Genomic DNA, 13,670 nt, shown 5'->3' with positions numbered 1-13,670 from the left:
GCGAGGAGAAGACCATGAATCAAGAGATTATGAATCTTTTCAATCCGACGACCCCGGCCCAGGTCTTCGACCAGATCCGGATTTCGATCGCGTCTCCGGAGAAGATTCTGTCCTGGTCCTACGGCGAGATCAAGAAGCCGGAGACCATCAACTACCGCACCTTCAAGCCGGAGCGTGACGGCCTGTTCTGCGCGCGCATCTTCGGGCCGATCAAGGACTACGAGTGCTTGTGCGGCAAGTACAAGCGGATGAAGTACAAGGGCATCATCTGCGAGAAGTGCTCGGTCGAGGTGACGCTGTCGCGCGTCCGGCGCGAGCGCATGGGCCATATCGAGCTGGCGGCGCCGGTCGCCCACATCTGGTTCCTGAAGTCGCTGCCCTCGCGCATCGGCCTCCTGCTCGACATGACGCTGAAGGATCTCGAGCGGATCCTCTACTTCGAATACTACGTCGTGCTCGAGCCGGGTCTCACCGCGCTGAAGGACCGTCAGCTGCTGTCGGAAGACGAGTATCTGAAGGCGCAGGACGAGTACGGCCAGGATTCCTTCACCGCCATGATCGGCGCGGAGGCGATCCGCGAGCTGCTCAAGGGGCTCGAGCTCGAGAAGCTCGAGGCGACGCTGCGTGCCGACATGGCGGAGACCGACTCCGACATCAAGCACAAGAAGCTCGCCAAGCGTCTGAAGATCGTCGAGGCTTTCCGCGTTTCCGGCAACAAGCCGGAATGGATGATCATGACGGTCGTGCCGGTGATTCCGCCGGACCTGCGTCCGCTGGTGCCGCTCGACGGCGGCCGGTTTGCGACCTCGGACCTCAACGACCTGTACCGCCGCGTCATCAACCGCAACAACCGCCTGAAGCGGCTGATGGAGCTGCGTGCGCCCGACATCATCATCCGCAACGAAAAGCGCATGCTGCAGGAGGCCGTCGACGCACTGTTCGACAACGGCCGCCGCGGCCGCGTCATCACCGGCGCCAACAAGCGTCCGCTGAAGTCGCTCGCCGACATGCTGAAGGGCAAGCAGGGCCGGTTCCGCCAGAACCTGCTCGGCAAGCGCGTCGATTATTCGGGCCGTTCGGTGATCGTGGTCGGTCCCGAGCTGCGCCTGCATCAGTGCGGCCTGCCGAAGAAGATGGCGCTCGAGCTGTTCAAGCCGTTCATCTACTCGCGGCTCGATGCCAAGGGCCTGTCCACCACGGTGAAGCAGGCCAAGAAGCTGGTCGAGAAAGAGCGTCCGGAGGTCTGGGATATCCTCGATGAGGTGATCCGCGAGCATCCGGTGCTGCTCAACCGCGCGCCGACGCTGCATCGCCTGGGCATCCAGGCGTTCGAGCCGGTGCTGATCGAAGGCAAGGCGATTCAGCTGCATCCGCTGGTCTGCGCCGCCTTCAACGCCGACTTCGACGGCGACCAGATGGCCGTGCACGTTCCGCTGTCGCTCGAAGCGCAGCTGGAAGCGCGCGTCCTGATGATGTCGACCAACAACATCCTGCATCCGGCGAACGGCCAGCCGATCATCGTGCCGTCGCAGGACATCGTGCTCGGCCTCTACTACGTCTCGATCATGCGCGAAGGCCTGCCCGGCGAGGGCAAGATCTTCGGCGACATGGCCGAGCTCGAGCACGCCCTGCATTCGAAGGTCATCCACCTCCACACCAAGATCAAGTACCGGTGGGAAGGCCTCGACGAGGAAGGCAAGCACTCCAAGCGCTGGATCGAAACCACCGCGGGCCGCGTCATGCTCGGCAACCTGCTGCCGAAGAACCCGAAGATCTCGTACGACATCATCAACAAGCTGATGACCAAGCGCGAGATTTCCGGCGTGATCGATCAGGTCTACCGGCACTGCGGTCAGAAGGAGACGGTGATCTTCTGCGACCGCATCATGGCGCTCGGCTTCTACAACGCCTTCAAGGCGGGCATCTCGTTCGGCAAGGACGACATGGTCGTGCCGGCGTCGAAGTGGAAGATCGTCGATCAGACCCGTACGCTGGCGAAGGATTTCGAGCAGCAGTACAATGACGGCCTGATCACCCACGGCGAGAAGTACAACAAGGTCGTCGACGCCTGGTCGAAGGCCGGTGAAGAAGTCGCCAAGGCGATGATGAAGGAGATCTCGTCCACCAAGAAGACGGCGGCGGGCGCGGATGCCGACATCAACTCGATCTACATGATGGCGCACTCCGGTGCGCGTGGTTCGCCGGCCCAGATGCGCCAGCTCGCCGGCATGCGCGGCCTGATGGCCAAGCCGTCGGGCGAGATCATCGAGACGCCGATCATTTCCAACTTCAAGGAAGGTCTGTCGGTGCTCGAGTACTTCAACTCGACCCACGGCGCCCGCAAGGGCCTCGCGGACACCGCGTTGAAGACCGCGAACTCGGGCTACCTGACCCGCCGTCTGGTCGACGTCGCGCAGGACTGCATCATCACGCAGACCGACTGCGGCACCACGCTCGGCATCAAGATGCGCGCCATCGTCGACGCCGGCACCGTGGTCGCCTCGCTCGGCTCGCGCATCCTGGGCCGCGTGGCCTGCGATGACGTGCGCGATCCCGCCACCAACGAGGTCGTCATCAAGCGTGACACCTTGATGGAGGAGAGCCACGTCGACGCGATCCAGCAGGCCGGCATCCAGGAAGTGAAGATCCGCTCGGCGCTGACCTGCGAGCTGATCAACGGCATCTGCGCCAAGTGCTACGGCCGCGACCTGGCCCGCGGCACCCCGGTCAACCACGGTGAGGCCGTCGGCGTCATCGCGGCACAATCGATCGGTGAGCCCGGCACGCAGCTGACGATGCGCACGTTCCACATCGGCGGTGCCGCGCAGCTCAACGAGCAGTCGTTCGTCGAATCGAACTTCGACGGCAAGATCGTGATTAAGAACAAGGCGATCGCCCGCAACAGCGAAGGCAGCCTGATCGCGATGGTGCGCAACATGGTCGTTGCGATCGTCGATGCCGACGGCACCGAGCGTGCGACCCACCGTATTCAGTACGGTTCGAAGATGCACGTCGACGAAGGCGATATGGTCAAGCGCGGCCAGCGCATCGCCGAGTGGGATCCCTATACCCGCCCGGTGCTGAGCGAGGTCGAGGGCACGATCGGTTTCGAGGATCTGGTCGAGGGACAGTCGATCTCGGAAACGCTCGACGAGTCGACCGGTATCGCCAAGCGCGTGGTCATCGACTGGCGCACGACGCGCGGCGGTTCGGACCTGCGTCCGGCCATCGTGGTCAAGGGCAAGGACGGCAAGGTGATGAAGCTCGCGCGTGGCGGCGATGCCCGCTACATGCTGTCGGTCGACGCCATTCTGTCGGTCGACACCGGCGGGAAGGTGATGCCGGGCGACATCCTGGCGCGTATCTCGACCGAGAGCGCCAAGACGCGTGACATCACCGGCGGTCTGCCGCGGGTGGCGGAACTGTTCGAGGCTCGCAAGCCGAAGGATGCGGCGATCATCGCGGAGACCGCGGGAACGATCCGCTTCGGCCGCGACTACAAGAACAAGCGCCGCATCTCGATCGAGCCGATGGACAAGACCGAGGAGCCGCGCGAGTACCTGATCCCGAAGGGCAAGCACATCCACCTTCAGGACGGCGACATCGTCGAAAAGGGCGATTTCATCGTCGAAGGCAATCCGGCGCCGCACGACATCCTGGCGATCAAGGGCATCGAGGAGCTCGCTGCCTATCTGGTCAACGAAATCCAGGAGGTCTACCGGTTGCAGGGCGTGCTCATCAACGACAAGCACATCGAGGTGATTGTCCGTCAGATGCTGCAGAAGGTCGAGGTCACCGATCAGGGCGACACCGACATGATCTCGGGCGAGCAGGTCGACAAGATCGAGTTCGACGCGCTCAACACCAAGGCCAAGGAGGAGGGCAAGAAGCCCGCCACGGGTACGCCGGTTCTGCTCGGCATCACCAAGGCGAGCCTGCAGACCCGCTCCTTCTTCTCGGCGGCGTCGTTCCAGGAGACCACGCGCGTGCTCACCGAAGCTGCCGTCAACGGCAAGGTGGACCCGCTCGAGGGCCTCAAGGAGAACGTCATTGTCGGCCGCCTGATCCCGGCCGGCACCGGCGCCTCGATGGCGCGGATCCGCGAGGTCGCGGTCAAGCGCGACAAGCTGATCCTCGACGAGCGCGAGAAGCAGCAGGCGGCGATCGTGCCGACGGCTCCGGAAGCGGAGCCGCTGGCGCTGCCGCCCGCCGAATAGGCATCCGCAAGACTACGGGTATGGCGAGAAGGCCGGCGTTTAGCCGGCCTTTTTGCTGCTTTCTTTGCTTGCTGCGGTGCAGGGACGCAGTTTGTTCATCTTTCCTTCAGGCAAAAAAGTGCCTTTGCTAGGGTGACTTAGACCGGCTGTTTGGCTCGCGCCGGAGACGACGGAATCCATATGCTCGACTTGGCTATCGTAGGCGGCGGCCCCGGGGGGCTGATGAGCGCCTGGTATTTGAAGCGCAAACTCGGCGACCTCTGCCGCGTTACCATCTTCGAGGCGTCGAACCGCCTCGGCGGCAAGATCGTCACGCGCAAATTCGACACCGCGCCCGCGATGTATGAGGCCGGCGTCGCCGAGATCTATGATTACTCGATGACGGGGCCGGACCCGCTGCGCGAGCTGATCCAGCATTTCGGCCTGCAGACGATCCCGATGGACGCCGAGCAGGTGCAGCTCGACGGCGAGTTGCTTGCCGACGTTCCCGGCATGCGCCGCAAATACGGGGCGAAGACCGCGGCCGCGATCGAGGCGTTCCGCAAGCGCTGCAGCGACCTGGTGTCGCCGATCGAATATTACGAGGGCGTCGGCGCCCACGACAACGAACACCCGTGGGCCTACAAGACCGCCGAGCAGGTCCTCGACGAGGAGGTCGAGGACGCGACCGCCAAGCGTTTCTTCAAGGTGATGGCGCGTTCCGACATCGCGACCGAGAGCCACAACACCAACGGCCTCAACGCGCTGAAGAACTACGTGATGGACGTCGACGGCTATATCGGCCTGTATTCGATCCAGAACGGCAACGAGCAGCTGATCGATTGTCTGCGCTCGGAAGTCAGCGCCGACATCCAGCTCAACCATCGTGTGCTCAAGGTCGGCAAGACCGCTGGCGGCCGCTACCAGCTCAACATGATGAACGGCAAGGGGCCGGAGACGCGCGACTTCGATCTCGTGCTGGTCTGCCTGCCGCACTCCTGGCTCGCGACCATGCGCTGGGACGGCGAACAGCTGCGCAAGTCGATGGTCAAGCACGTCGCCTATTTCGACCGGCCCGCGCATTATCTGCGGGTCTCGATCCTGTTCGACGAGCCGTTCTGGGGCGAGAAGATCCCGGGCGCCTGGTTCATGTCGGAAGCGTTCGGCGGCTGCTGCGTCTACAATGAGGGCGCGCGCCACGATGTCGGCAAGCACGGCGTGCTGAACTGGCTGATCGCGGGCTCGGATGCGCTGGCCTTCGCCAATCTCAGCGACCAGGAGCTGATCGATGCCGCGTTGAAGTCGCTGCCGGCCTCGCTCGGCGATGCGCGCGAGCATTTCCTGGAAGGCAAGATCCATCGCTGGCTGTCGTCGGTCAACGCGCTGCCGGGCGGCCTGCCGGTGCGCGACGTCATGACCAACCACCGGCCCGAGCCGAAGGAGCATCCCGGCATCGTGGTGGTCGGCGACTATCTGTTCGATTCGACGCTGAATGGACTGCTCGATTCCTCCGATGCCGCGACCGACATCATCGTCACCGAGATGATGCGGCTGCGCCGTACCCGCGCGCAGGACGAGAGCTCGCTGTCCGACAAGATCGACCGCAGCTATTTCGACAATTATCGCGGCGTCGGCCCCTACAGCGAGGTCTGGCGCAACTTCACCGACCCGGCCTATCTGACGGACCTGATCAAGACGGTCTGGGGCAGGGCGAAGGGCTACAAGCTGCTGATCGCCGGCTCCGCCAGCGGCGAACTGGTCGGCGCGCTGCGCGAACGTGGCATCGATGCCTGGGGCATCGAGAACAACCGCTACATCCACGGCAAGACGCCGAAGGCGCTCAAGAAGTACAACAAGCTCGGCTCGATCGCCGACATGCCGTTCAAGGCCAACGAGTTCGACTTCGTGTTCGAGACCTCGCTGTGCCATCTCGGCGAGAAGCAGGTCGTGCGCGGGGTGCGCGAGCTCAACCGCGTGGTCAAGACCGGCGTCGTGTTCGCGTCGGTGACCTCCGACATGGCGGCGGCAGTGATCGATCGCTACGACCTGCTGCGCGGAGTGAAGAAGCTCGGCACCTGGTGGGAGTGGTCGGAATTGTTCTTCGGCAACGGCTTCGATCTGTCGATGCACCGCCGCGACTGCACCGATGCGCTGTGGACATTGACGCTGGCCGCCAACAAGGGGCCAGGGCAGTGGTACGCCGACTCCGACAGCCTGCGCTATTCCTTCTTCGACAAGGTCGAAGCCGACCTCGACGACTAGCGGGACCGACCGGAAGCTTTTGCCGCGAGCCGACCGGCCTCGTGTCAACCAACTGTCAAACGGCGGCAATTCTGCGCTCCGCGAATCCGCGCGAGCGCGCCGCGGCGCGTCGGCCGTTCCAAACGCTTTGCCGAATTCGTCGTGATCGCATAGGATTACGGGCGCAGTGTTATCAGCTGCGGTTTCGATTTGCGGTCATGCCGGCCGTGGAGCATCGGTTGGTTTCATGGCGCCAAGACCTCCTGCATCAGACGATCCGACGAGAGCGGCGGCCGACGATCCCGAGCTGAAGAAGAAGCCCGCGTCCGGTCCGCCCGCGGCGGCCGCCTCCACGAAGCCGTCCGCGGCGCCGGCTGACGACGAAGAGGAAGACGACGCGGACGACGAGTTCGAGCTCGATGACGACGATGATGACGAGGACCTCGTCGTCTTCACCGCCAAGGAAGCCGCCGGCGCGCTCTCCACGATCTTTGGCTTCGTCAGGCCGATCCTGGCGAACTACAGGAAGCCGTTCGCCTGCGTCGCCTTCGGCGTGCTGGTCGAGACGTTGTTTAACGTCATCATGCCGCTCAGCCTGAAATTCCTGATCGACGACGCGCTCGGTGAGGAGGATTTCGGGGCCCTCTACAAGATCCTCGGCGTGCTCGCGGTTGCCGGCATCGTCACCTCGATCATCGCGGTCTGGTACGAGCGCTGGGATGCGCGGCTGGGCGCCGGCATCATCGCCGACGTGCGGACGCGGCTGTTCGACCATGTCCAGAACCTGCCGTCGGCCTATTTCGCGCGCACCAAGCGCGGCGAGATCCTGTCGCGCTTCTCGATCGATCTGTCGGCGTTCGAGGGCTCGGTCAAGACCTTCGCCAACAGCGCGGCGCTGCCGGGCCTCGAGCTGGTCGCGGGCATCATCCTGATGCTGTTCCTGAATTGGCAGCTTGCCGTGGTCGCCTTGCTGGTGTTTCCGATCACCCTGATCGGGCCGCGCATCCTGACGCCGAAGGCTGTGCAGGCCAATTACGAGCAGAAGCAGAACGAGGCCGCGCTGCTCGGAACCGTGCAGGAGAACGTCGCCGCGCAGGCGGTGGTGAAGGCGTTCAATCTGCAGCGCCGGGCGCTCGGCTGGTTCACGATGCGCAACCGCGACGTCCGGGCCAAGGCCGCGTCAGCCATGTTCCTGTCGACCATGGTGGAGCGCACCGTCACCATCGCGGTGCTGCTGCTCCACCTCGTGGTGCTGGCGATCGGCGCCTATCTCGCCACCAAGGGGCAGATCACCGTCGGCACCTTCGTGACCTTCGAGAGTGCGTTCTGGGAGGTGTCGTACAACATCGCCCATCTGATGCATTTCATCCCGGTGTCGATCCAGTCGGCGGCGGCGGTGCGGCACATCCAGGAACTGCTCGACGAGCCGACCCGCGGCGCCGACCGTCCCGGCGCGCCGGATCTGCCGCGCATCACCAACGACATCTCCTTCGATCGCGTCACCTTCCAGTATGAGGGGGCACAGACGCCGGTGCTCGACAATCTCAGCCTCAAGCTCAATGCCGGCAAGAGCATTGCGATCGTCGGTCCCAGCGGCTCCGGCAAGAGCACGCTGATCAACCTGATCCTGCGGCTCTACGTGCCGGACGAGGGCCGCGTCGCCGTCGACGGCGTCGATATCCGCCGGGTGACGCGCGAGTCGCTGCGGGCCAACATGGCGGTCGTGTTCCAGGAGAACATGCTGTTCAACATGTCGATCCGCGAGAACATCCGGCTCGGCAAGGAAGGCGCGACCGACGCGGAGGTCGAGGACGCTGCCCGCAAGGCCGAGATCCATCGCTACATCATGAGCCTGCCGCAGCGCTACGACACGGCGGTCGGCGAGCGCGGCGATACCTTGTCGGGCGGCCAGCGCCAGCGCATCGCGATCGCGCGCGCGATCATCCGTAACCCGTCCGTGCTGCTGCTCGACGAGGCGACTTCGGCGCTCGACCAGACCACGGAGGCTGCGATCAATCGCACGCTGCTCAAGGTCGCCGAGGGCCGCACCATGATCTGGTCGACGCATCGCCTGACTTCGGTGGTCGAGATGGACGAGATCATCGTGATCTCCGGCGGCAGGGCGATCGAACGCGGCTCGCACGAGGAGCTGCTGGCCCGCAATGGCGTCTATCGCAAGCTGTGGGACGACCAGGGACATCTGAATCACGACGAGGACGCCGACGACGCGGATGATGACGATGATGACGATGATGAAGATGAGGACGAAGACGAGGATGAGGAGGCGTGAGGCCCGCGTCGCGGGCGATGGTCGAGCGCCAGATTTTTCGTTACGCCCGGTCCGCGGCGTGCGGACGTTGCCGGAAGTGGTTGGCCGGCTGCGTCGTTGACGCCGCCGCCGCAGGGTTGTGCAGCCGGCGCAGCCAGCCGCGGCCGAGATAGCCGAAAAAGCGCGCCCAGCGCTGGGCCTGCCACGTGGGCCCGCTGCCGACCGACACCTCGCGGAAGCTGAATGCCTTGGCGTTCGACCAGGCGTCGCAGGCGGTCTTGACCGGATCGTCGTAGAACGCGGTGATCTTCTCCTCGCCCATGCCGTCGGTCGACAGCCAGGCCGGGATGTGGACGTTGCAGAGCTGGGCGACGTCGGTGAACACCTTGTCGGTACCGGTGCCGGTGACGGGGCAGGTGCTGGCGAAGGCATCACCGACCAGCACCACGCCGGCCTGCCGATAGCCGGTGCTGACAAAGATGTCGGCGGGCCTGATCTTGATATCGCCGGCGATGTCGAACTCGCCGGTGAGCCGGCGCAGCCGCGGCAGCGCGGCGTTCAGCGTCTCCACCGGATTGCGCCGCATCGCCCGCAGCCAGGGATCGTCGGACTTGCGATAGGTGAAGAGGTTGGCGCGCATCCGGTTTCCGATCGGAAACAGCGTGATGTAGGGGATTCGGTCGCTCGGCCGCTCCGAGAAGTAGGTCATGGCCGCGAACGGGAAGGCGGGGCGGCCGACGGGGACGAAATCGAAGCCGAGCGAGATCGAGTGGCAGAAGCTCGTGACCAGCCGCTCGATGCCGAGCATCCGGCGCAACCCGACGTTCAGGCCGTTGGCAAGCACCACAAGGCGCGCCGAGATCTCCTCGCCATTGGCAAGCACGAGCCGCTGCCGCTCGGAACTGGTCGCGACATTGATCACCTTGTCGCAGATGAATTCCGCCGGCCCGGCGATTTCGTTCCGAATCGCCGCAATCAGCGCGTCGTACATGATGCCGTATTGCCGGCTCGGCTGCCGGTCGAGCAACCGGCCGAATCGCGCGATCCAGTTCTCGCCGTCCAGCGTCGCCGAGCGGAGCACCGACTCGGCGAGGCCGGTCCTGGCGAATCGCTCGAGCTGGAGGTCGCCGCCGATCTTTTCGACACGGAAATCGAACGGGTAGACCCGGTGGGGGTCGATCAGGATCGTCGGTATCCCGGCACGGCCGAGCATGGCGGTTGCGGTCGAGCCCGCAAGACCGCCGCCGATGATCGCGATGTCGGTGTACCGCATGAGAATTCCGTGGCTGTGACCCCGATTTTTGCGCTGCGAATGGCAAATAAAGGCTTAGTTTCGAAGTTTGCCTTCGGGACTAACTTGGGGAGAGTTGTTTCTATTCATATTTTACCCGGATGTAATATGATTCCGCACGCGCCCGAAGATTCGGATGAAGTGCGCGGGGAGGTCGGTCGGCCGTCACATTTCGCCTTGCGCCGAACCTCGGTGAAATGCGAAATCCGCAAGTGCCAGAGGCGTTTCTTCGCTTGTCGTTTTGCTTGACTTCACTATCTCTCGATTATACAAGGCGCCCACTTAACGACAGGCGGTGAGCTACGCCAGCGTCGGAACGGAACACCCGAAGGTCCTTTTTGAGGAGCCGGACGGGCACCAACCTCGACGAATGCCGCTCAAACGCTGTCGATGATAGCTAGGCAATGCCAGGACGATATTAGTTCTCTTGAGCACGTCCTCTTGAGAGTGAATTCGGATGCATGACCTCGGTGGCGGACCGAACAGCGCACGCTGAACGGTTCGGGATCGCGGTCCTCTGTGGCGTCGATGCGCTTTCCGCTCAGCGATGAGTGGTTGGCGCGATTTCGCTTTGCGCGGTTGTTTGTTCCGTGTCGAGCGGGCCGTGCGGGACGGCTAGTCCTGAGAAGAAATTTGCGGAGCCATTCAAGGTTTTCGCGCGAACTAAAGGGTGAAGGCTGCATGCCGACGATCAACCAGCTGATCGCAAATCCGCGTGAAGTGCAGAAGTCGCGTAAGAAGGTGCCGGCGCTGCAGCAGTCGCCGCAGAAGCGCGGCGTGTGCACGCGCGTCTACACCACGACCCCGAAGAAGCCGAACTCGGCGCTTCGTAAGGTCGCCAAGGTGCGCCTGACCAACGGCTTCGAGGTGATCGGCTACATCCCGGGTGAGGGCCATAACCTGCAGGAGCACTCGGTGGTCATGATCCGCGGCGGCCGCGTCAAGGACTTGCCCGGTGTGCGCTACCACATCCTCCGCGGCGTGCTGGATACCCAGGGCGTCAAGAACCGTAAGCAGCGTCGTTCGAAGTACGGCGCGAAGCGTCCGAAGTAAGCGGGAACCGATCAGATGTCGCGTCGCCATTCTGCCGAGAAGCGTGAAGTTCTTCCGGATCCGAAGTTCGGGAACATCATCATTACGAAGTTCATGAACTCGGTGATGTACGCCGGGAAGAAGTCGGTTGCCGAAAACATCGTCTACGGTGCGCTCGGCATGATCGAGGCCAAGACCAAGCAGAACCCGCTCGGCGTGTTCGAGCAGGCGCTCGAGAACGTGATGCCGACCATCGAGGTTCGTTCCCGCCGCGTCGGCGGCGCGACCTACCAAGTTCCGGTCGAAGTCCGTTCGGTGCGCCGTCAGGCGCTCGGCATCCGCTGGCTGATCTCGGCCGCCCGCGAGCGCAACGAGAAGACCATGACGGAGCGTCTCTCGGCTGAGCTGCTCGACGCCTCGAACAATCGCGGCAACGCCGTCAAGAAGCGGGAAGACGTGCACCGGATGGCGGAAGCCAACCGCGCGTTCTCGCACTATCGCTGGTAAGGCGAACAACGGAATTTAAGGAACAGTCTCATGCCCCGCCAACATGCCATCGAGGACTACCGCAACTTCGGTATCATGGCGCATATCGACGCCGGCAAGACCACGACCACCGAGCGTATCCTGTATTACACCGGCAAGAGCCACAAGATCGGCGAAGTGCACGAAGGTGCCGCGACGATGGACTGGATGGAGCAGGAGCAGGAGCGTGGCATCACGATCACCTCGGCTGCGACCACCGCGTTCTGGAACGGCAAGCGCCTGAACATCATCGACACCCCCGGCCACGTCGACTTCACCATCGAGGTCGAGCGTTCGCTGCGCGTGCTCGACGGCGCCGTTTGCGTTCTCGACTCCAACCAGGGCGTCGAGCCGCAGACCGAGACCGTCTGGCGCCAGGGCGACAAGTACAAGGTTCCGCGCATCGTCTTCGCCAACAAGATGGACAAGACCGGCGCCGACTTCTTCAAGTGCCTGTCCGACATCGTCGACCGCCTCGGCGCCAAGCCGATCGCGATCCAGCTGCCGATCGGTGCCGAGAACAACTTCAAGGGTCTCGTCGACCTCGTGAAGATGAAGGGCGTCATCTGGAACGATGAATCGCTCGGCGCCAAGTTCGACTATGTCGACATTCCGGAAGATCTGGTCGAGCAGGCCAAGGAATATCGCGAGAAGATGGTGGAAGCCGCCGTCGAGCTCGACGACGACGCTTTGGCTGCCTTCCTCGACGGCAAGGAGCCGGACGAGGCGGCCCTGAAGCGCCTGATCCGCAAGGCCGTGCTGACCGGCGCGTTCTATCCCGTGCTGTGCGGCTCCGCGTTCAAGAACAAGGGCGTGCAGCCGCTGCTCGACGCCGTCGTCGACTATCTGCCGTCGCCGATCGACGTGCCCGCGATCAAGGGCACCGACGATGAGGGCAACGAAGTCGTGCGCAAGGCGGACGACAAGGAGCCGCTGGCGCTGCTCGCGTTCAAGATCATGGACGACCCCTTCGTCGGCACCATCACCTTCTGCCGCATCTATTCCGGCATCCTGCAGTCGGGCACCGGCGTGGTGAACTCGACCCGCGAGAAGAAAGAGCGTATCGGCCGCATGCTGCTGATGCATGCGAACAACCGCGAAGACATCAAGGAAGCCTATGCCGGCGACATCGTCGCGCTGGCTGGCCTGAAGGAAGCGCGCACCGGCGACACGCTGTGCGATCCCGACAAGCCGGTGATCCTCGAGAAGATGGAATTCCCGGAGCCGGTGATCGAGATCGCGATCGAGCCGAAGTCGAAGGCCGACCAGGAAAAGCTCGGCGTGGCGCTTGCCAAGCTCGCCGCGGAAGATCCGTCGTTCCGTGTGTCGACCGACCAGGAGTCCGGCCAGACCATTCTCAAGGGCATGGGCGAACTGCATCTCGACATCAAGGTCGACATTCTCAAGCGCACCTACAAGGTCGACGCCAACATCGGCGCGCCGCAGGTGGCGTTCCGCGAGCGCGTGACCAAGAAGGCCGAAGTCAAGTACACGCACAAGAAGCAGACCGGCGGTACCGGTCAGTTCGCCGAAGTGTCGATCGTCGTCGAGCCGAACGAGCCCGGCAAGGGCTATGAGTTCGAATCGAAGATCGTCGGCGGCGCGGTGCCGAAGGAATACATCCCCGGCGTCGAAAAGGGCCTCAACAGCGTGATGGGCTCCGGTGTTGTTGCCGGCTTCCCGGTGGTGGACGTCAAGGTGCAGCTGGTCGACGGCAAGTATCACGACGTCGACTCGTCGGCACTGGCGTTCGAAATCGCATCGCGGGCTGCGTTCCGCGAAGCGTTGACGAAGGGCAAGTCCGTTCTGCTCGAGCCGATCATGAAGGTCGAGGTGGTGACCCCGGAAGACTACACCGGTTCGGTCATCGGCGACCTGAATTCCCGGCGTGGCCAGATCCAGGGCCAAGACATGCGCGGCAACGCCAACGTCATCAACGCGATGGTGCCGCTCATGAACATGTTCGGTTACGTGAACAACCTGCGCTCGATGAGCCAGGGTCGCGCGACCTTCACCATGCAGTTCGATCACTACGCCGAAGCTCCGGCGAACGTGTCGGCTGAAGTCCAGAAGAAGTTTGCCTGATTGTCGTTGATGGCAGTCAACGATTGAACGG

At 63.5% G+C, this 13,670-nt stretch carries 7 protein-coding genes; 6 read left to right on the top strand and 1 reads right to left on the bottom strand.

What is annotated here, in order from left to right; translation table 11 throughout:
• Positions 1–14: 14 nt before the first annotated feature.
• The 3 genes from rpoC (at position 15) to ACZBJS_RS01770 (ending at position 8,727) form a co-directional block, all read left to right on the top strand.
• Positions 15–4,217 carry a DNA-directed RNA polymerase subunit beta' gene (gene rpoC, locus ACZBJS_RS01780; protein WP_057019552.1) on the top strand — a complete coding sequence of 1,401 codons (4,203 nt, stop codon included), beginning with the start codon at positions 15–17 and terminating at the stop codon, positions 4,215–4,217.
• 180 nt (positions 4,218–4,397) lie between these two features.
• On the top strand, positions 4,398–6,458 hold the full coding sequence (locus ACZBJS_RS01775; protein ID WP_057019551.1) for an FAD-dependent oxidoreductase: 2,061 nt from the start codon (positions 4,398–4,400) through the stop codon (positions 6,456–6,458).
• Between the two features lie 226 nt (positions 6,459–6,684).
• Positions 6,685–8,727, top strand: a complete 2,043-nt coding sequence (locus ACZBJS_RS01770) for an ABC transporter ATP-binding protein (protein WP_141342192.1) — start codon at positions 6,685–6,687, stop codon at positions 8,725–8,727.
• Positions 8,728–8,767: 40 nt separating this feature from the next.
• Here the strand turns inward: ACZBJS_RS01770 and ACZBJS_RS01765 are convergent, their stop codons facing one another.
• On the bottom strand, positions 8,768–9,979 hold the full coding sequence (locus tag ACZBJS_RS01765; protein WP_316396683.1) for an NAD(P)/FAD-dependent oxidoreductase: 1,212 nt from the start codon (positions 9,977–9,979) through the stop codon (positions 8,768–8,770).
• Between the two features lie 699 nt (positions 9,980–10,678).
• On the opposite strand from ACZBJS_RS01765, the gene rpsL reads away from it, so the two are divergent.
• Genes rpsL through fusA form a run of 3 tightly spaced genes read left to right on the top strand, consistent with a single transcriptional unit; the run spans position 10,679 to position 13,639 of the window.
• A complete protein-coding gene (gene rpsL, locus ACZBJS_RS01760) occupies positions 10,679–11,050 on the top strand; it encodes a 30S ribosomal protein S12 (protein ID WP_006611834.1) in 372 nt (123 codons plus the stop codon).
• A gap of 15 nt (positions 11,051–11,065) precedes the next feature.
• Complete coding sequence (rpsG, locus tag ACZBJS_RS01755) at positions 11,066–11,536, top strand: 30S ribosomal protein S7 (protein ID WP_016843741.1); 471 nt, start codon at positions 11,066–11,068, stop codon at positions 11,534–11,536.
• A 30-nt stretch (positions 11,537–11,566) separates the two neighbouring features.
• Positions 11,567–13,639 carry an elongation factor G gene (gene fusA, locus ACZBJS_RS01750; protein ID WP_316396685.1) on the top strand — a complete coding sequence of 691 codons (2,073 nt, stop codon included), beginning with the start codon at positions 11,567–11,569 and terminating at the stop codon, positions 13,637–13,639.
• Positions 13,640–13,670 lie beyond the last annotated feature (31 nt).

The organism is Bradyrhizobium sp. KZN70725 (assembly GCF_055264925.1).
This window is presented reverse-complemented; position numbering and strand designations above follow the sequence as displayed.